The sequence below is a fragment of the Ktedonospora formicarum genome, assembly GCF_016587355.1.
GTDB classification, from domain to species: domain Bacteria; phylum Chloroflexota; class Ktedonobacteria; order Ktedonobacterales; family Ktedonobacteraceae; genus Ktedonobacter; species Ktedonobacter formicarum.
Genome location: NZ_BNJF01000001.1, coordinates 3,638,501 through 3,659,544, shown reverse-complemented (window position 1 = coordinate 3,659,544; position 21,044 = coordinate 3,638,501). Strand labels below are relative to the sequence as shown.

General features: G+C 51.9%; 14 protein-coding genes. 6 read left to right on the top strand and 8 right to left on the bottom strand.

From position 1 onward, the window contains the following. Positions 1 to 5: 5 nt before the first annotated feature. From K3T82_RS15660 to K3T82_RS15645, 4 genes are all read right to left on the bottom strand, one after another. Positions 6 to 554, bottom strand: coding sequence for a hypothetical protein (locus K3T82_RS15660; protein ID WP_220194373.1), 549 nt, complete (start codon positions 552 to 554; stop codon positions 6 to 8). Positions 555 to 656: 102 nt separating this feature from the next. Further along, positions 657 to 1,235 carry a redoxin family protein gene (locus K3T82_RS15655; RefSeq protein ID WP_220194372.1) on the bottom strand — a complete coding sequence of 193 codons (579 nt, stop codon included), beginning with the start codon at positions 1,233 to 1,235 and terminating at the stop codon, positions 657 to 659. 218 nt (positions 1,236 to 1,453) lie between these two features. Next, positions 1,454 to 4,588, bottom strand: a complete 3,135-nt coding sequence (locus K3T82_RS15650) for a LuxR C-terminal-related transcriptional regulator (RefSeq protein WP_220194371.1) — start codon at positions 4,586 to 4,588, stop codon at positions 1,454 to 1,456. A gap of 265 nt (positions 4,589 to 4,853) precedes the next feature. Then, a complete protein-coding gene (locus K3T82_RS15645; protein WP_220194370.1) occupies positions 4,854 to 6,308 on the bottom strand; it encodes an NADP-dependent isocitrate dehydrogenase in 1,455 nt (484 codons plus the stop codon). 161 nt (positions 6,309 to 6,469) lie between these two features. On the opposite strand from K3T82_RS15645, the gene K3T82_RS15640 reads away from it, so the two are divergent. From K3T82_RS15640 to K3T82_RS15615, 6 genes are all read left to right on the top strand, one after another. After that, the gene (locus K3T82_RS15640; RefSeq protein ID WP_220194369.1) at positions 6,470 to 7,060 is read left to right on the top strand and encodes a hypothetical protein; all 591 of its coding nucleotides are present in this window, start codon (positions 6,470 to 6,472) and stop codon (positions 7,058 to 7,060) included. Between the two features lie 461 nt (positions 7,061 to 7,521). Further along, entirely contained in the window at positions 7,522 to 8,892 is a 1,371-nt protein-coding gene (locus K3T82_RS15635; RefSeq protein ID WP_220194368.1) for an extracellular solute-binding protein, read from the top strand. 75 nt (positions 8,893 to 8,967) lie between these two features. After that, positions 8,968 to 9,924: a carbohydrate ABC transporter permease gene (locus K3T82_RS15630; protein WP_220194367.1), complete on the top strand. Its 957-nt coding sequence runs from the start codon at positions 8,968 to 8,970 to the stop codon at positions 9,922 to 9,924. A gap of 12 nt (positions 9,925 to 9,936) precedes the next feature. Further along, positions 9,937 to 10,758, top strand: a complete 822-nt coding sequence (locus tag K3T82_RS15625) for a carbohydrate ABC transporter permease (protein WP_220194366.1) — start codon at positions 9,937 to 9,939, stop codon at positions 10,756 to 10,758. A 184-nt stretch (positions 10,759 to 10,942) separates the two neighbouring features. Further along, entirely contained in the window at positions 10,943 to 11,920 is a 978-nt protein-coding gene (locus K3T82_RS15620) for a class I SAM-dependent methyltransferase (protein WP_220194365.1), read from the top strand. 355 nt (positions 11,921 to 12,275) lie between these two features. Then, positions 12,276 to 13,016 carry a cytidylate kinase-like family protein gene (locus K3T82_RS15615; RefSeq protein ID WP_220194364.1) on the top strand — a complete coding sequence of 247 codons (741 nt, stop codon included), beginning with the start codon at positions 12,276 to 12,278 and terminating at the stop codon, positions 13,014 to 13,016. An 18-nt stretch (positions 13,017 to 13,034) separates the two neighbouring features. Here K3T82_RS15615 and K3T82_RS15610 read toward each other — a convergent pair whose 3' ends face one another. From K3T82_RS15610 to K3T82_RS15595, 4 genes are all read right to left on the bottom strand, one after another. After that, complete coding sequence (locus K3T82_RS15610; RefSeq protein ID WP_220194363.1) at positions 13,035 to 14,585, bottom strand: hypothetical protein; 1,551 nt, start codon at positions 14,583 to 14,585, stop codon at positions 13,035 to 13,037. A 125-nt stretch (positions 14,586 to 14,710) separates the two neighbouring features. Then, positions 14,711 to 15,469, bottom strand: a complete 759-nt coding sequence (locus K3T82_RS15605; protein WP_220194362.1) for a thioesterase II family protein — start codon at positions 15,467 to 15,469, stop codon at positions 14,711 to 14,713. A gap of 107 nt (positions 15,470 to 15,576) precedes the next feature. Further along, the gene (locus tag K3T82_RS15600) at positions 15,577 to 19,503 is read right to left on the bottom strand and encodes an amino acid adenylation domain-containing protein (protein WP_268886662.1); all 3,927 of its coding nucleotides are present in this window, start codon (positions 19,501 to 19,503) and stop codon (positions 15,577 to 15,579) included. A 2-nt stretch (positions 19,504 to 19,505) separates the two neighbouring features. Then, positions 19,506 to 21,041 (bottom strand): condensation domain-containing protein, encoded by a 1,536-nt coding sequence (locus tag K3T82_RS15595; protein WP_220194360.1) that lies wholly within the window; start codon positions 21,039 to 21,041, stop codon positions 19,506 to 19,508. Positions 21,042 to 21,044 lie beyond the last annotated feature (3 nt).

Here is a 21,044-nt window from a genome sequence, read left to right as displayed (position 1 = left end):
TCGATTTAGATCAACGATGTCGCTATCATATGATTCAAGATGCGAACGTGCAGGCTCTGGACCTCGGCAAGATTCTGGAATTCCTCCGGGCAGCGCTCAACCACTTCAGCAGGCTTGAGGCCACAATGAAACAAGAGGTACGCCAAACGGCGCTCTCGCTCCTCGTTTAAGATCTGGCTTATAGCAAGCCAGAGGTCCGCACGTGACGGCTGCACATTCTGGCTCGCTTGTTTGATTGAGCGAAGCATATCCAGAACAACACTGTTCAAACAGGCAGCGAGATAGCGTAAGGCAGCATGCAAAGAGCGAAACTCCATCTGCTTACTAACGGCTAGATGGCGGAAGTGGGCAAACGCTTGAGTTACATACTCCTGCTCAGATTGAAGGCCCAATGCCTCCTTAGAACGTGGGTGCTGGCGCAGCCAGAGTATAAGTTTCTGGCGAAAGCAATACTCAAGAGCAAACCACGCTTGCTTATTGTTGCGCGTTGTTGCCAAGCGTAGGAGCGCGATACTCGCTTTATCCTCAGAGACGGCACCACTTTTCCCAACCATACTTATCTCCTGCTTGCATTCATCGGCAAGTGCGGATACATACACTAATTTTGAGGCACAGGTATTTGCGTTTTTTTCTGCGTTTTTTTCTATATTTTGCATTTACTCATCCTTTACATACGCCATACGTTGTGCCCTCACACAGCGGTTGACGGCAGCCAGGGCCATTTCATAATCTGGTTCCTGTGTCTGTTCGACCACATAGTCGGCGTACGCGACACAATCGCGATGATCAATAACGAAAACCGAACGTTGAAGTAAATGCCACTCTTTTAGCCAGATACCATAAGCGGGGCCAAAGGAATTGCAGCGCCAGGCTGACAGCATCTGATGAATAACCTCATGCTTACTTTGCCATAATGCTTGAGCATACGGAAGATCCATACTGACCGTAAAGACACAAGCCCCAGGAGGAAGTTGCTGGCTATAGCGCTCCCATTGTAATGTTTGTTGTTGACAAGTATATTTCTCAAGTGAATTGATAACGGAAAGTAGGCGAACCATGCCTGCCGAATCGCTTAAAGAGGTGCGGTGTACCGACATATCAAGCAAGTCCAGATAGTCCAACGTAAAGTCAGGCACAGGCATAGCGCTCTGAAGCATCGAACCAACAACTGTGAGATGCTCCTGCTGTGATCTTGCTCCGGCGGGTCTCTCCTCAAGCTCACGACTTTTGTTCAAGGTGAACACGATCCCCTCTTCTTCCTAGCGATAACTGTTATGCACTTGACGATGACATTGTAAGACAAAGTACAGCGCTTTGACGTCCCTAGAACAAGGTAATTCTCAAGGTATGTGATAACAAGTGTCATTCTTATCACTACTACTCAAAAATAAGGACATCCGCGAAATTCATAGAGGAGGAGTAAGGAGGGGAGAAAAAACTTTCTGGGGACGCATCAAGCGTCCCCAGAAGGCAGGAGTTTATGCTCGAAGGCATAGCGTGTGGCCGCGCTACGCGAGGTCACGCCAAGCTTACTATAGATTGAACGCACATGAGTATTCACGGTCAGGATGCTAATAACTAGTTTTTCCGCGATTTGCGCGCTCGTCAGGCCCATTGCCAGTAGGCGAAGCACCTCTATCTCACGCGACGTCAAAACTTCCAGCCCGGTAGCCTCCGACATCACAGAATTCGTTTCCTTGCTTAGAATGGGGAAGGTTGGTGGCTGCGAGAGAAGGGTCTGGGCTTGCGCCTGCAAGACCTGGTCTGGAGTGAGAGTACGCCCCTCAGAGAAGGCTTGCTGAAAATGTTCTTCGCCCAGTGCCGAGCGTGCCTGCCGTACAAAACCATCGATAATGATTTGGAGGGTAGAGGGAATGAGGGGCATAATCGTGCTGCTAGCGCGGACAGAGGCCGCCGCACCCCATAGGCGAACGGCCCAGGTTGTATGCCCCTGACCAAGCACAGCCAAAGCCAATCCCTCAAGGGAATAGCTCACAAAGGGTTTATATTCGTAGTTCGCATCGCCCAGGAGTTCCAGGCTTTCTATCTGCCGCGCACGAGCCTTCTCATACTGACCTTGCAGAACATTGGTCCATCCAAGCAGAGTTAAACCCCATGACATACCACGCCGGTCACCCATATCCTGTGCCAGTTGTAATCCCTCCTCCAGAAACTCACAGCCGTTAGAGAGGTCGCCTTGCAAGCCTTTGAGCACACCTAGCAAGGCGAAAGCGAATGACATACTCAAGCGGTCACCGACAATGCGTGAATGAAGCACACAGGATTCGAGTGTCGAGGCGCTACTAAGCAGGTCTCCACGCGAGAAATGAATAAGTCCGATAATCCAGAGAGCACGCGCCTGACCCCAGATCGATCCCGACTGCTGATAAATCGCCAAACTCTCCTCGCCTAAGGCCAGAGCTTTATCGAAGTCGCCTTCGTCTCGATAGAGAGAAGCCATGCGCTCTAGCACCGTCGCGCTCGCCCAGCGATGTCCTTTATCCTGAAGCAGTTGCATTGCTTCTTCCAACGAGGAATGCGCTCGTTCGCTATTACTCATCATCACGCTGGCATGGCCGATCACCCAGAGCGCTATACCACGTCCAAATTCATACTTTAGTCTTAATTGATCTATGCTCCCTGTCTCCTGTTGGTCAGTATTTAGAGACAGTAAGAGCGAGGTGTATAGCTCAGAGCCGCTCTCGGCCAGAAGGATAGCTTGCTTGAAATCGCCCTGTAAGGCAGTCATGAGTCCAGTCATACAGAGTGCTTTAGCACGTACATATGGAGAAATATTGTCAGCGGAAGAGAGAAGCCACTCAAGAGTGCGCCGACCTTCTCCCAAATAGCCTTTCGCCCACCAGAACCACCAGAGAGAATTGGCGATACTCAGCGCATGATCCCACTGGCGCCGCTCAGCGAACCACAGTAAGGATGTGCGAATATTTTTATGTTCTAGACGAATGCTCTGCATTTCATGGGCCTGGTTATTATCCATCGCACGCTCTGAATGCATAACCTGATTCAACCAATAGAAGGCGTAGGCATGTTGAATGGCAGCTATATCGTCCTCTTTCTCCAGATGCTCAAGACCGTATTCCCGAATAACCTCTAGCATAACATAGCGAGCTTCAAACCCTTCCTGTTCCACGCGCGAGAGCAGGCTTTTATCAAGCAACGAAGAAAGATCATCAAGCAGATATTCTTTTCCCTGTTTCACACCCAACGTCTGTTCCAGGTGTCCATAGAGATACTCCACCATAGGTAAGGTACAGCCACCTGCGAAGATAGAGAGGCGCAAAAAGAGGCGTTGCTCACGTACAGGAAGCAGATCATAGCTCCAATCCAATGTCTTGCGCAACGTTTGCTGGCGCTCTGGCACATCTTGCGCGGTGCTGGTCAAAATCTGAAGGCGCTTTGAGAGGCGAGCAAGTAGGGCCTGGGGGGAGAGTACCTTTATACGGGCCGCTGCCAATTCAATCGCCAGCGGCAAACCATCAACCTGGCGGCAGATTTCAGCCACAGTAGAGGTATTCTCAGCCGTGAGATGGAAGCCAGGTAAGACAGCTTGCGCACGTTGCACGAAAAGCTGAAGCGAGGGATAACCAGCCAGAACTTGCTCATCAAATTGGTCCCGTGTAGGCAACGGAAGAGGAGTCACAGAATACTCTTGCTCACCTAGCACGCGCAAGACCGCCCGGCTCGTAACCAGAATTTTGACATGGGGGCAGCGAGCGAGCAATTCGACCAAACCAGGAGCAGCCGCCACCACCTGCTCAAAATTATCCAGAATCAACAGGAGATGCTTCTCTTTGAGGAAGGCATACATGCGCGTGAGAAGCTCTACTTCACCAGCTTCACGCAAGCCCAGAGCATAGGATACGGCAGGTAAAACCTGCTGCGGTCGTGTAATCGCGGCCAGCAACACAAGGTAGACACCATCAGCGAAATCATCAAGGAGCTCGGTGGCGACCTGAAGACTCAGGCGTGTCTTGCCAATGCCACCAGTTCCAGTAAGGGTAAGCAGGCGTACTCCCGGACGCCGGAGTAAGGCTGCAATATCGCGCACCTCCTGGTCACGTCCAACCAGAGATGTTAGTTGTGCGAGCAGATAAAATTTATTGCTAAGAACCGCACCGCCGACATCTTCAGTACCCAACGCACTCGCCTCTTCAGCCGCGTTGAGCGTACCGCCAGCATGAGCCTCACCCGCATCCTGTAATAGCTCATCTGTCTCATTCGCGCGCGAAGAACGAGAGAGCGTGCGCTGATCACTCGACCCAGCAAGCTCAACCGCTGCTTGGCGCAGGCGCTCGCTAGTAAGCTCCTCAACCTTCCCAAGATATACTTTACGGAGTTTGTTCTCGCGCTTACGATAAGCATACCAGTACCAACCGCGACGTTGCTTTTCGCGACGCGCGGTAAAACTACCGGACTCGCTTTTGTAGGCAAAGGATGTATGTAACTCTTCATCCAGCCAGGCATACCAGGCTGAAGAGCCAACCAGTACATGAGAGAGCGGGTTACCCGCGCTATCAAGTAAAAGCAAACGATCTTTGATGATCGATGGTAGTGGGGCACGTGGCATATTCTTTGTCTCCCCAGTCACAAATGAACAATATAGCGTAAGTTACCAGGGTTACCTAACAGTGGAGTTTAACACGTAGTTATGTAACTGTCTATGCTAAAGCTTACGTCTTAATTGTAGTTTAGATCACATGGATCTGGGAAAAAGTAGATAAGGCCGATCATCATAGGCATGGTAAAAAAAAATAGTGCGCAAGCGCAGATCCCATTCAGGATGAGGTATTTATTTCATCCTGAATGGGATCCGGCATCAGTGAATAGAAGCACTATTCGCCAGGTACGCGCGAGTAGCCAGGCGTACCATCGAAGTTGTAGAGATTCTCAGTCTTAATGCAGTCGAAACCAGCGGCATGAACTCGTTGTAAGAGAGAGATAATCTGTGTGGGCTCCACCTTCGTCCCGATTTCAGGAGCCTGGAAACGACAGCGCCAGTGGTCGGTACAGAAAGTATAGGGTAGTCCATTGGGCCATACTTTCGCGCCGCGATTGGTGATCATTTTCAATTCCAGACCCTCACCACTCACCTGCTTGAAGGCGTTACCGAGTTTCTCGGCGCTTCCCTTACTCCAATCCAGATAGACATCTACTCCAACCAGTTCTTTTGAAACTGTAGGCTCAACCTTGGGGGCTTTCGTGCGAGTCTGGCTGGCAGGTGAGGAAGAGTAGTTAACAGCCTTCAGCTTTTCGGGTTTCTGGCCCAGGCGCGCGATGATAGCATCCGCGAACTCGCGAGTGCCAACCTTCTGCTTGCTAACACCTTCGGCATAGATATCGTATGTGTGGATCCCCTCCTCCAATGTGCGCAACCAGGCATTGTGAACGGCGGTCGCGATCTCAGGCTGTCCAATGTGCACAAGCATCAGCACAGCACCTAGCAAAAGCCCTGAGGGATTCGCGAGATTCTGACCAGCACGGCGGGGCGCGGAACCATGAATGGCCTCAAACATCGCGCAGCCTTCGCCAATGTTGGCTGAGCCCGCCAGACCGACTGAACCCGCGATCTGTGCCGCGACATCCGAGAGGATATCGCCATAGAGGTTGGGCATAACAACGACATCAAAAGCCTCGGGCGTATCAGCCAGTTTGGCCGCACCGATATCTACAATCCAGGCTTCATTCTCAATATCAGGATACTCGGCAGCAATCTCATCGAAGACCTTGTGGAAAAGACCATCCGACTGCTTCATAATATTATCTTTTACAAAGCAGGTGACCTTTTTGCGATTATTGCTACGCGCATACTCAAAGGCATAGCGAACGATCTTTTCGCTACCTGGGCGGCTAATAAGTTTCAGGCTCTCCATCATCAGAGGTGTCTGCTGATACTCGATACCGCTATAGAGGTCCTCTTCATTCTCACGAATAATCACTACATCCATGCCTGGATGCTTGGTATCCACGAAGGGATGATAGGCCACACAAGGGCGCACATTCGCATAGAGGGAGAAAGCGGTACGCACAGCGACGTTGAGGCTTTTGTAGCCACCGCCCTGCGGGGTCGTGATAGGAGCTTTCAAGAAGACTTTATTGCGGCTCAAGGATTCCCAGGCGCTTGGCTCAATACCCGCGCTGACGCCACGCAGATAGACCTGCTCGCCGACCTCGATCTCTTCTATATCAATGCGCGCTCCCGCGGCTTTAATGATCTTGAGAGTGGCATCCATAATTTCGGGTCCAATACCATCACCACGCGCAACCGTTATAGGTACATTTTGTGACATATGCGTAACTCCATCGTTCGAATTTGTGATAAAACGTCACCTCAGTATAGCATAAAAGCCGGCGAAGAATGCCGACTTACCGCTCGCTATCGTTGTGATACAATGAGCCTGGCAGCCCACTTTTCGATGTCTCAGTTCGCGCCATAAAGAAGGAAGCGCTTATGCGAGAGAACGAACTATGTGCCTCTAAATTTCTGCCAGCCCTGCTGCTCTTACTCATCCTCCTCACAGGCTGTGCTACGACCTCAAAGACAGTGATGTCGGCCCAGCAACCAACGGCAGAGCCCACCTGGCCCAAAGCTGGCATGTCAATTCCTGAGTCTAACCGGGTAACATTCCAGGTAACTGGAGCCAGGACAGAAACGTCTACCTGGCAAAGCCATATCCTTACCTCGAAACTACGACATCGCCTGAAAGAGTTCACCATCTTCATTCAAGAAGAAGACAAAAGTCTGATCATCGCCTTTTACGGCTATGCGGGGCCAGGAAGCTATACGCTATCAGGGCCAACCAATGGCGGTGATATACGCCTGGACTTCGGACCCCAAACCGGTGCCTGGGACCTTAAACTGCAAGCGGGTATCACCTGCGATCTACGCATTACGCGAGATGAGCCATCTGCTCAACCTGGAGTTAATCATATGCAAGGAACCTTTAACTGTCCGCAACTACATGCCATTGGCTCAAACAAGGCGGGAACACTTGTCCTGTCACAAGCCAGTTTTGATATCTATATCCTCCTCGAAAGCTAAAGTGGTATGCAGGACGATTGAGTGGAGAGGCCCAGCGCTCGCTGAAGCTGAGCGCCTATATAGAATGAACTCAAGGCTTCTGAATACTGCTTTCGGCAACACAAGCACAGGAGAAACCTAACAACACTGTCTTAGAAACAGCGACATCCTATGATGATATACTCTTCAGTATTACGACACATTTTACACTTCTCTTTCTGCCCATGCTGTTCCTCAACGTACTTTGCTTCTCCAAAGCTTGACACGGCTTGAAATGCAAAGTTATGATTAAGCTATTCTAGTGTTTGCTTTTGCTCGCTTGCTTTTCATGTGCATCGGCAAAAAGATGAAAGGAGGTAAACTCACCGTTCACCATAGTAGAAACTTTTCTTCGCTAGCGTTGATTTTGTTCCATTCTTGTAGAAATGAGGACAATGCAGTCCTCTGGTTATGGTAGCAACAAGGGACAAAGGAGAAAAGTCATGAATCTCCAGTTCAAGGGATTGCGTCTCCACATACTTGTTCTCAGTCTATTTTTGCTCTGTCTGATTGCCTTGCCCGCCTGTGGTGGATCAAGCAGCAATGGAAAAACCGTTATTCGCGTCGTATATCAGCAGTTTGGACCACCTCCTTATTATGAGCAGCAATGGTGGACCAAGGTCAAACAGCAGGTCGAGGCCGCCAACCCCAAAATTGAGGTTCAGCTTCAGCCTATTATCGCCGATGAAGGCAGCTATTATACGAAGCTTGCTCTCCAACTTCGCTCCAACAACCCGCCCGATATCGTGAGAGAGGATAGTTTCCTCATCAGCTCTGATGTCACCGCTGGTTATCTTGCCCCACTCGACGATTATCTCAAGACGTGGCCCGATTATAGCGCGCAATGGTTCCCCAGCATGCAGAAGATTACGACCTTCAACGGGAAGAACTATGGCGTTATGAACGGCACCGATGTGCGTGCCATTTGGTATAACAAGGATATCTTCCAAAAGGCAGGTCTGCCTACAGACTGGCAGCCGAAAACCTGGGCCGATATCCTGACAGCAGCCCACACAATCAAAGCCAAGGTACCGAATGTCGTACCAATCAACCTCTACTCCGGCATCCCAATGGATGAAGCATCGACGATGCAGGGCTTTGAAATGCTGCTGTATGGCACCAAGGACCCACTTTACAACTACGACACAAACAAATGGATCGCCTCCAGCAAGGGCTTCCAGGACTCGCTTGACTTTGTGAAGGAGGTCTATAACCCCTCGAATCTACTTGGCCCAACGAATGATATCGCACTCAGCACGCAGGCTGGCAATACGGTCGCACAGCAATTGCTACCGAAGGGCAAGCTTGCTATTGATATCGATGGCTCCTGGCTGCCGGGTAGCTGGCAGAAAGGTGGTGCAGCAGAGTGGCCTGAGTGGCAAACAACGCTAGGAGTCGCAAAGATGCCCACGCAGAATGGTGATGCCCCTCAGTCTGTCACCCTCTCCGGTGGTTGGGCTTACTCTATCAGCGCACGCTCGTCACATAAGAACGAGGCATTTGATGTGCTTAAGGCAGCCTATAGCAAAGACATGCTAGCGTTCTATGATGTGAAGGCATCTCAGATCACACCACGTAAGGATGTGGCGGATGTCGCTGATTATAAGAATCTCCCCCTCTCGGATTTCTTCACGAACCTGGTCAGTGTGACACAGTTCCGCCCAGGCTTCCCAGCATATCCTAAGATCTCGGTAGAAGTTGATCGCGCCATGCAGAACGTCATGCAAGGGCAGAGCTCAAGTGACGCGATGAATGCATACTATAACGCGGTCCAGACTATTGCGGGAAGCGATAAGGTGGAGAAGAGGCCGTAAGGCATTAGATGGTTTGTCGCAACGGATGCTGTTTCCAGCATCCGTTGCGACAACGACTTTCGAGGAGCGGCAACGATGCAAGTGAGAACTCGTATGGAGGTGGCTGAGGCGACACCCCCACCACCAACGCGTCAGGCCTCAAAGATTCGTAATAAGCGTCTTCGTACTAGCCTGTTATTTATGGCACCCGCTTTTATCATCATTCTGATCTTTATGATTGGCCCGGCAATCTGGGCCATCTATACCTCGTTTACGAATATGGCTCTGACTGGGGTAGGTGCGCAGGCTCCAGACTGGGTTGGTTTGCAGAACTTTACGCGTATACTCCGCGATGGCGAATTCCTGAACTCGTTTCGAGTCTCCCTTACCTATCTAGTGGGCTCGGCTTTGATCGGGCAAGCGGGACTAGGGCTTCTACTCGCTCTGATGATGCAGAAGCGCAACCGCGTCTTTCGCGGCATCTTAGGTGCCATTATCATCGCCTGCTGGGTCATTCCTGACGTCGTCGCGGGCTTCATCTGGCAAGCATTTTTGGCAGGAGGGCCTCAGAGCGTACTCTCATCCGGGCTCCTAAACACCGTCATGGCGAATCTCACCTTGCCACAGCACGCCTGGGTGCAGGAGTACCCTCTGCCCATGATTATCATTGCTAATATCTGGCGTGGAACAGCCTTCTCGATGCTATTGTATTCTTCCGCGTTGGAAAGCATTCCCCAGGATATGTATGAGGCGGCAGCCATTGATGGCGCGGGCCTGTGGGCGAAGATTACGAATATTACCCTCCCACTCATCAAAGGCTCAATCGCGACAGATCTGCTTTTGATCACCCTGGCAACCCTCTCAGACTTCACGCTGGTATATATCATGACGGGTGGCAGCACATCCAATAATGAACTACTGACGATCTATCAGTACCGCCAGGCATTCCAGTTCTATCAGATTGGGTATGGTAGCGCCATTGCTCTCCTCATCATCGTTTTCGGCGCGATCCTTTCACTCATTTACATTCGCATCCTACGCGTCGACATTTAAAGGAGGTCCAGTATGGTCGTGCGTCGTATTATTATCCCATCATTTCTGTACCTGATCCTGACAATTCTGGGCCTACTGTTTTTGATACCGCTGCTCTGGCCGATTCTGGCAAGTATTAATCCTAAAGCCTCGCTCCTGCTAGAGTTGCCCTCGATTGTGACCTTGAGCAATTATTTTGATATCATCAACGATGGTTTGGTGCTTCAACCATTCGCGAATAGCCTGATTATGGCTGTCTGCACGATGGTATTAGTGATTTTGCTCTCGGGGCTGGCGGCATATCCTCTTTCACGCTACCAGTTCCCATTCAAGGCGCAGATTATGTACTTCATCCTCTTCACCAGCGCGCTACCACTCCTGGCGCTGGTAACGCCACTCTATGCCATGTATACCTTCCTGAATCTGCAAGACACGCTTCTGGGCTGCATACTCTTCTTTACCGCCAGTTCGCTTCCTTTCAGTATCTGGCTGATGAAGAACTTTCTTGACGCAGTACCTCTGGAACTTGAGGAGGCAGCCTGGATCGATGGGGCTTCGATTCTGGGCTCGTTTGTGCATATTCTGCTCCCGCTGGCAGCACCTGGGATCGCTGTGGTTGGCGTATGGAGTTTCCTGGGAGCCTGGACAAACTTCTTTGTGCCGCTCATCATTCTCCAAAGTACCGACCTGCTTCCAGCTTCGGTCCACATTTTTACCTTCTTTGGAGCCTATGGACAGGTCGATTATGGACAACTTGCCGCCTACGCCATGCTCTACGCGCTTCCCGCCGTTCTTCTCTATACGGTCGTCTCGCGCTTCTTCGTCAAAGGCGTAAGCGGGGGTCTAAAGGGCTAATCCATGTTTTCTTAGCCACATCGATATATGCAATTGCCGAGGCAATAATCTCATAGATGCCAACCCATCTTCCGCTTTTGTGTACCAGGAAGGTATGGATAAAGTAGAGAGCCACAAATGCGTAATATCACAATACGCATGGCTCTCATACTTACACAACAAACTATGCCTTTGGAGGATGGAGATGCAGACATCGGCTTTTCACTATCAAGAGCGTGAGTATCAGCGACAGCTAATCATGGAAGGGAAGAGCGAAGGCGAATCCTCACCCGTGGATGATGTGGAGATGGCACGCCAATTGCTTCAGCATCACAAGATACGCACCACAATAGGTGGGCTGCTGCCTGGTGTGCCAGGCCTGGCACACATTCGCCGTGTACTTGATATTGGATGCGGTTGTGGAATATGGGCGCTCGACCTGGCGAGTACCTATCCTGATATGGAGGTCGTTGGCATAGACAAAGATCCTCAGGTCATCGCGTATGCCACACGGCAAGCGGCAGAGGGGCAGTTACGTAATGCGCGTTTTCTCGTTCAGGATATGAATACTCTTGATGAGAACATTATCGAGCCTGAAAGCTTTGATCTGGTCAATCTGGCCTTTATAAGTGAATGCTTGCTAGATATTGTGTACCCCGACTTGCTCCGACATCTCTTCACGTTCTGCCATCCAGGTGGCCTGCTACGCTGGACCGAAGCCGCAATACCTGTGACCAATAGCTTCGCCTTTGAGGATCTGGCAATGGATATAGGAGGAGCATTACGTGAGCATGAGCACTCATTCTATGCCATAGACCAACAGATGCACGAAGGAGATACAAAAGATATGGAGGCTTTTGATGGCCTGTTACACTTCGCCTACCAGCGCTTTATGGGCATTACGCATTGCCTCGCTCCCTGGCTACGCACGACAGGTTATCAGAACGTGCGCTTGCAAACGCATACACTTGATGTTTCTTATGGCACCAGCCTCCACTATAGTTTTGTACGACAGGTGGGAGTGCTCTATCAACGGCTTAGCACCTTTCTCCACTCTTCTTATCCACTAGAAGATTTTGAGTATGACTACTTATATAGCGAGCTTATTGAAGACCTACAAGATCGCGATTTCTGTGGGCTCTGCCATCTTGTTAGTGCCTTAGGTGAACGTCCTCAAGCCTGATTTGGCGGGCGAGAGGCATCACAAGAAGCGTTTGTGCCGCCTCCTTCGTGCTATTATCAAAGGAAGTAAACCATTTTCTATCATGTCATGCCATTCATTTGCCTGAGCACAGCCACTTGATATGCTCAAACGTCGCACCATACACACTCAGCCTGAAGTGGAAGCAGGTGGTGGCGAAGCTAGCCGCCGCTCAGGCGGCGTTGGCAAATGCTTTTTATGGCAAGCAACACAGAAACATGCTCTAGGAATGTATCGCCACCGTCGCTGAGTTCTGGCTGGTAAGCACTAACCCTCACTTGAAGGTTGGCGCTTCTGGTCGCTGTATGCTGGCAGGTGAAAGGAAGCGGTATCTCTTATGGACGAAAGACATCCAGAAATCGCGCATATGCGCGCGGTAACAGTCTCGCGTGAGTATGGAAGTGGAGGCGGTGAGGTAGCCCAGCGCCTGGCTCAACGCCTGGGCTGGGAGCTAGTTGATCATGAAATCCTGGTTCGTATCGCACAAGAGCTTGGTATCAGCGAACTAGAGGCAGAAGAGCACGACGAACGCGCCGAATCGTTGGTCCACTATCTGATTGATAGCATGCGTGTCTTGCAGCCCGCAATGTTCGCAATGGAGACATCTCCATTGCTGACGAATATGCGGCTCTATCGAGAGGCGCTGACCAAGGTTGTCGAGGCAGCGGTCACACGCGGGCATGTCGTTATTGTTGGACGAGGATCGCAGGTGCTGCTAGCAAACCGCCGTGATGTCCTTCATACACGTATCGTCGCGCCTGCTGAATTGCGTGTGCGCTATGTGATGCAGCGCGAGGGGTTGAGCCAGAGCGAGGCGGAGGGGCGCGTCCAGATGAAGGATCATGACCGAGAACGCTACCTACAAGCTCAGTATCGACGCCAGACCAACGATGCGACACTGTATGATGTGATAGTTAATAGTGGTGTGCTTGATCTAGATGCGGTGACAGACCTTCTTTACCGGGCGCTAGACTACAAGGCGCAGAGATTGCCTCTGCCTATAGAGAAAATAGGCCCTGGCACAGGTCTGGCACGCTATCCAGGACAACCCGGCGATATTCGCCCACCCGCTCGCTAGCTAGCTCAACCTGCCTCCCTACAATTCTCGGAGTGGCTCACTTATCATGCGACACCGCTCCAGATGGCAAGTCGAACACGCTTGACAGAGGCGTATAAGACTCTGGGGCGAATCTCCCCTGTTGGACACCTGACTCTCTGCCGTTGTTGTGGTTTGTGCAGTTGCTTCCGCATAAGCGCAGATTTGTTTCCGCTCGGAGAGGGTAAAGTGTGGAAAAAGGGTAGAGAGCACGCGAGGATCAGGCCAGCCACTCCGCAGACGGGGCAGCATAGACTCAAGCTCTTGCCAGACATCCGCAGGCAGGAAGAAGTACGCCAGAGCGCTGCCCCTGCTGCGTAGGGGCAGGAACATACCGCACAGATGGGATTTGGCGAGATGATGGAGATGCTCAAGAAAACCAGGGGCAAGCCCGGCATCCCCAGGTGAGCGCTTGAAACGCCAATAGAAAGACTCCTCATCGCTCTCAAACTCGATCAGGGCCTGATCTGGCATAAAGAAGGTGTGTACCTGCTCAGGCTGCCATTGTTTACCCACGACCCGGGCCAGTTTGTGTATCAGGCGTGTATAATCCTCCTCACTATAGTGATGGTAACGTCTCACAGTTACATAACGCTGTGGTATGAGCGCAGCCAGCACATCGAAGAGGCAATTGCTAGCCGTGGCTTTCACCAGTTGCGTAACCGTAAGATGCTTTAGCAAACCATGCTGCTTCAATACGGTTGCAAGGTGCGCAACGGTAAAACTTTCAGCAGGTGAGAGATCAAGGTGCTGCTCAGCCTCACGCCAGACAGGCACATAATCCCAGGAAAAAGGCTCAGGTAAGAGAAGCACGCCACCATCCTCCATCTCCTCAATGTGCCAGGCAGGAGTAGCCAGCACCCGCGCTCGTCCATACCGCTCAACCAAATTAGGACCAAGTACATTCACCAGCGAGAGGAAGCGCAGATGCCCCATACTAGCATCCGCGCGCAAGACAGAATCCAGAGGAGTACGCTCCTCAAGATGCTCAGGATCTATCTCCAGAGCCCAGCCGAAGCCAGGGCGATCAAAGTCGGCATCGTGAACCCAGCCATAGAGAGGTCGCAAGTGTTGATAGATAGCCTTGAGCACGTCCAGCCAGAGGTCATGCATCTTCTCAGCGGTTTCACCATGACCAGCAGTGAGATATTCTGGCTCTACACTCACCATAATCAGAGGCACGCCAGAGTGCTGACGTGGAGCAAGATCGAGATCGAAGGCGAAGAGGTGCTCACCATGATAGGCGCGACAGGTAAAATGAGCCTCTTGCAGAGCCAGATAGAGCCCCAGATTGCGCCGGAACTGGGAGGAGAGACCACTCTGGCGCAGATGAAGCAGGAGGCGCTGGCGCTCAGAAGGCAAGTCTTCAAGGCGTTCTGGGCGTGTGCGCATAGCGCTCCACCAGACACGAAACGAGGGCTCGAACTCTTCCTCGGAGACGAGATAATATCCCTGGCGCGTTAATGCCGCGAACAGAGCGTCTATAGCATCTGCTTGATAAAGAATGCGCTCGTCGCGCACATAACAACGTAAATTGAGCGGTGATTTCATGCGATCCTCTACTCCTTCACGTACACAGGGCAACTTAAGCCGCTATTCTTTTTGGAGACGGCAAAAGCGGAAGGTATTTTAGAAGGGTGCTTGAAATCACGCGCTAGAGAAATCCGAGGGTGGTTCTACGCAAGCACCGCCCTCAGATCATGCTCAAGGAAGCGCAAAAGTTGTATTTGCGCCGAATGGATATAGAAATGATCACCAGACAAATGGCGTACAAGAAACTCGGCGCTGGTGTGTTGCCGCCAACCCTCCAAGTCCACAAGGCTGACAAGTGTATCCTGTGCACCACCATAGACGGCAATAGGGCAGGGCAAAGGCAAATCATTGAAGGGCGTATACGTTTCGTAAAGCGTGAAATCAGCACGCAACGTAGGTAAAATCAGATCCAACAGTTCCTGATTTTGCAACACCGCCAGCGGTGTGCCCCCCAGGCGATAGACAGAACGCAGAAACTCAGCCTCAGGAAGATCATGGATTGGCTCCCTGTTTGACAGCAGATGTGGAGCTTTCAGCGCAGATATGCAGAGATGGCGGGGCAGAGGAAGCGACTCCGCCTCCAGCCTACGGGTCAAAGCATAGGCAATTAACCCACCCATGCTATGCCCGAAGAAGGCAAATGGCTCATGCAAATAAGGCAACAACACCTCGACGAGAGTGGTTACCAGTTCGCCCATAGAGGTAAAAGCAGCCTCGCCGATACGCTGCTCCCGGCCCGGTAGATGAATTGGGCAAACATCTATTGAGGTGGGTAGTTGTTCAAACCAGCGGCGATAGTGAGCAACACCACCTCCAGCATAGGGAAAGCAGAAGAGACGCAAGCGCACATCCTCGCCACGTGTCGACGTTATCCATGCCTGATGCTCAGGGCTGATTATCATGCAGCCTCCTTAATATTGGTGATACCGAAACATGAGAAGGGTACTTGCATCTATCCGAATGCGCATACCCTTCTTCTGCCATGCCCGGATGCACCGCCTCGCGGTGCTTAGAAGTAGTAGGTTGCGCATCCAATCTGGATACCCGCGCCCACCGAAATGATCAGGCCGATATCACCAGGACGAGCCAGTTGCTGTTGCCGTACCTGTTGGAGTGCATATGGCAACGATGAGGTAAAAAGGTCGCGTTCCGCATGAACATTGACCAGCCGATCATCGCTAACATTAAGCACCTGCCCAAGATCAGTGATGAAGCCAGAAGAGATCTGTGGCGGCAAGATAACCTTGATCCGCTCAAGGTCGAGTTGCTCTCGTTGAAGCAATTCCAGTACCGTCTCCTGAATGCAGGCCAGATAGTACTCTTGCTGCCTGGGATCTCTGTTGATATCGAGAACCATCTTTCCATTACGGAAAGCAGTATGTGTATCTACAGACTCTACATAATCCGTAAAATACTTGAAAACGAAGTTTCCGAAACCAGTTTTACCATCGGGGCTCTCATCAAGAATCAAGGCTGAACCGGTCTCCTCGATACCCAGAAGATTGTCGGGCTCATGTTCGCTGTTATTCTCGATTTCTGAGGCCATAATCAGAGCATTACTAACCTTCTGCGCCTTAATCATACCAATAGCTGTATAGCAGGCATTGAGGAAGCCAATAGAGCTATTAAAGAGATCGAAAACAAAGGTTTTCTTGTCCGCCGGTGTCTCGATGGCATCATTGATTTTGAGGTCCCCCTGACTGAGGGCTGCCAGAGCGGGCTCACTCAGGAACTCGTCACGGTAAACACCGGCATGGATCATCAAATCGATATCGCCGCGCTCATAAGATGATTCAGCAAGACAGTTTGTTGCGGCGGCATTGACAAGTTCTAGCGCCTCCTTCTTAACAGGAGCATCAGGAGCCAGCGTACCAATACTCTCTACACGAATACGCCGCGTTGGAGGAAGCAATGGGACAGTATGGCGTGGCTCTGCCGGAACTTTCTCAATTTTCTCGCCAGCCTCTACGCGGCGAATACGGTCAGGCAGATCATCAAAGGTGTAAAGAGCCGCCCCGATGGTCGCACCCGAACCGGTAATGCCCAGGACCGCGTTATCACCAGTCTGAATACGATTTGAGCGAATATGATCCGCGATGGCGATCATATGCGTCGTTGTCGCTGTGTTGCCGCGCTCGGCGATATTGTTGATAACGTTCTCCTGGGTACAAACCTCTTTGCCGAAGTATTTGTTGATCTCACGTGCTGCATCGCGAATAGTCGTGTTCGAGGTCTGGTGAATAATAATATGTTGAAAGGCGTCATTAGGCCAGCCGGAGCGCGCAATCACGTTAGCGGCATGAGCCACAGCGTACTTCATGTTCACCGCTGAAACATTCACGGCGTCGGTATACATAATCGCGCCGCCATGCTCGCGGTCCGTAATCTTACCAATACAGTCGCGGCTATAGTGACCAAGTGAGAACATCTCAAATTCGTGGAAGCCAACCTCCTGATTTGGTGAGCGCTCAAGGATAACCGCCGCACCTCCATCACCCACTGTCAGGCAGGGTAGGCGCGAGTCCATAAAGCCTTCAAGCTCCTTCTGCGCGGTCACTGCCAGATGTGAAATGTACTCACCGCTAACTGCCAGCCCCCGACGGATCAGGCCTGCCTTGATAAAGGAATCGACAATATTGATAGCCGTAAAGAGGCCGGTACAGGCATTATCAATGTCAAAGGCAATAGCATTCGTGAGACCAAAGATGCGCTTCAAACGCACAGCCGTGCTCGGCTCAAAGGTGAAATGAAAGTCAGGGCCATCGCAGCGTGAGATGCTCCCACTGACAATCATATCAATGTCTTCCGGGTTGTACTTTGACTTGGCAAGACAGTCGGCGACAGCCTGACGAGCGATGTCGATGGAGAACTCGGTTTCGCCCGCCATACGACGCGATTTGATACCTGTCAGGCGCGCGAAGGGGAAGCGTATCGGCTTGGCGCATCCCGCAATGAGTTCATCCGAGGTTACGATCTTAGGTGGTAAGTAGGTACCCAGGCTCTCGATAATCGTGTTTTCCAGGGCAGGCTGTACCTCGTCCCGCATCGCAGGTTGGGGCTCATCCAGTTCTTGCTCGCTTGTATCCTCTGAAGCGGTTGGCGTGGACTCTATCACAGTGGTCTGAGAAACACCTCGCTCACTCTCAATAACGCTTGCAAGTTCGGCAATGGTCTGAAACTCGAAGAGCTTTTCCAGCGCCAGTTCATAGCCAGCCTCTTTGGCTTTCGCGATAATTTCCAGGCTCTGGATAGAGGCACCACCCAGATCAAAGAAATTGTCATGTATACCAACACGATTAAGGCCCAATACTTCAGTCCAGATCGCAGCTAACTTTTGCTCAACAGGAGTGCGGGGCGAGACAAACTGAGCTTCCAATTCAGGGCGCTCACTATCTGGCGCAGGCAAGGCCTTGCGATCAACCTTGCCGTTTGGTGTAAGTGGTAGCGACTTCAGAAAGAGGAAGGCAGATGGAACCATGTACGATGGTAAGTGCTGCCCAAGATAGGCACGCAACTCTTCGAGCGGTAGCCCAACCTCTTGCGGTGAGAGCACAGGTGAATCGGAAACTGAAGGGATCTGGTTGGTCAAAGTATCAGGTACGAGATAAGCAACCAGACGCTTATTGCCTGGCATATCCTCGCGCGCGATGACAATGACCTCCTTGATACGTTCATGCTGGCTCAGGGTTACTTCAATCTCTTCCAATTCAATGCGGAAACCACGAATCTTGACCTGGTTGTCAATGCGACCCAGAAACTCAATCGCGCCATCGGGACGGAAGCGCGCCAAGTCGCCAGTGCGGAAGAGTCGTGCCCCCTCACGCTTGCTAAAGGGATCATCAATAAATCGCTCACGTGTCAGCTCAGGGCGCTGGTGATAGCCACGCGCGACGCCGACGCCACCAATGTAGAGTTCACCCACGACATTCACAGGCACTGGCTGTTGCGCTTCATCCAGGATGTAGATCTGCGTATTGGCTATTGGGCGACCAATAGGCACTATAGAATCCCGATTATCACGCTGGCAAGCCCATGCGGTCACGTCGATAGCGGCCTCGGTCGGACCATAGAGGTTATGTAACTCGGCGCTCAAGCGGGCAAAGAAGCGCTCCTGGAGTTCGGCAGGTAGAGCCTCACCGCTACAGATGACACGCTTGATGCTACGACAACGCTCCTCCAGATCAGGCTCTAACAGGAAGGCATGAAGCATAGAGGGAACAAAGTGCAGCGTTGTGATGCTTTGCTCTTGAATGAGTTGAGCAAGGTAAGCCGCGTCCTGTTGCCCACCAGGACGTGCCAGTACAAGGCTTGCGCCGCTAATGAGAGGCAAGAAGAATTCCCAGGCTGAAACATCAAAGCTAAATGGCGTCTTTTGCAAAACACGGTCACCCACACCCACGTTGTACCGCTGCTGCATCCAGTAGATACGGTTACAGACGCCACGCTGAGTATTCAGCACCCCCTTGGGCCTGCCAGTCGAGCCCGAGGTATAGATCATATAGATTAGATTATCGGGAGTAAGCTCACGCTCAGGATTGGGAAGCTCCTCGCTTGCCTCCGCGCCCCAGCCAGCATCAAGCGTGAGCACTTCAGCATCTAGCTGCGGCAAGCGCTCGACGAGGGCATTTTGTGTAAGCAGAACAGGAACGGCAGCGTCCTCAAGCATATAGGCCAGTCGCTCCCGAGGGTAGCTCGGATCAAGGGGAACATAGGCTCCACCGGCCTTGATGACACCCAATAGAGCTACAACCATCTCAAGCGAACGCTCCATGCACACCCCTACCAGGGTATCGGTTCCGACACCACGCGCTTGTAAATCCCTGGCAAGCAGATTAGCACGCCGATTGAGCTCATAGTAACTCAAAGAGGTGCCCTCATACCAGAGCGCTTCAGCCTCGGGCGTGCGCCGTGCCTGCTCCTCAAAGAGTTGCGCGATGTTTACCTGCTCAGGATAGGAAGCCTCGGTAGCATTCCACTCTTCGAGGATGAGTCCTCGCTCCCCTCGGTTAACAGAGGTAAACGCAGAATATCCTGCTCTGGCTGCTTCACAATCCCTTCTAGCAGGGTGAGCAGATGTTGTCCCATACGCTCGATAGTCGAGGCATCGAAGAGATCCACGTTATAGCGGAAGTCGGCTGAGAGTCCGCCATTCATCTCAAAGATGGTCAAAGTCAGGTCAAAGGATGCGCCCTGCTGTCCCATCACATATGGTTCAAGCTTGAGCGCGGGCATGGATGAGTGCTGACCATTAGCGCCATTGAGTCCATTTTGACCGTTTTGGCTGAGCAAGGCCAGATTGCTCTCGTCACGAACTCGTGGGCGATCCCAGATAAAGAGGGATTGAAAGATGGGCGAGTAGCTTGGATCTCTTTTAGGCTGCAAGCGCTCAACAATTGCCGCAAAGGGATAGTCCTGGTGTTCAAGCGCCTCGCTAACGGTCACACGAACACGATTCAACAGTTCCCGAAAGCCCGGGTTGCCCTCCAAACTTGTGCGTAGCGCGACCGGGTTAACAAGGTAACCAACGATCTTCTCCAGATCTGTACGTGTACGCCCAAGCATGGGCGTGCCCACCAATACATCATCCTGGTGACTATAACGGGATAGCAGGATCTTGAAGGCCGTCAACACAACAGTGAAGAGGGTAACTTTCTCTGAGCGTGCCAGGTCTCGCAAGCTTGCGGTCAGTTCTGGGGAAAAAGAAACGCTATGTACAGAGCCTTGATAGGTCTGTACAGGAGGACGAGGGCGGTCAAACGGCAGATTGAGCAGCGGAAGATTACCCGCGAGCTTCTCTCGCCAATACGACCAGGAGCGATCCCCCTCGGGTCCGCCTATAAGCTCGCTCTGCCAGCGTACATACTCGCTAAACGACCCAGAGGCAGGAAGCGCCACATTGGAGCCAGAGACGCGAGCAGCGTAGAGCAGGTACAGTTCATCAACCAGGATATCGAGCGACCAGAAGTCCAGGGAAATATGATGGACGATGAGGGCGAGCACATGCTCCTGGTCCGAGCACCGATAGAGCTGGATGCGCATCATTGGCCCTTGCTCAAGATTGAAGGGCTGATTGCCCTCCTCGACGAGACGTTGCTTGAGCGCCTCTTCGCTCCAGGCGGTGGCATCAATACGCTCGATGCTTATCTCCTGCTGCTGGCGAAAGACATGCACCGGCTCACCATCTCGCAGTGAGTAGGTGGCGGTCAGAATCGGGTAGCGCCGTACCAGGGTCTGGAAGGCAGCCTGCAAGGCTGGGATGTCCAGTACCGCCTGGATGCGTGCGGAATACAGCAGGTTATAAGCAGAGCTTTGAGGAGCAAGACGATGGAGGAACCAGAGCGCCCGCTGCCCCTGTGATAGAGGGGCAAACTCCGGTTCCGCTTTTGCGCCTGCCTTCTCGCGTAGCAGGCGCTCTAAGAGCGCCCGCTTCTGTTCGGGAGTAAGATCGGCTAGTTTTTTGGACGCGTCAGTCATATT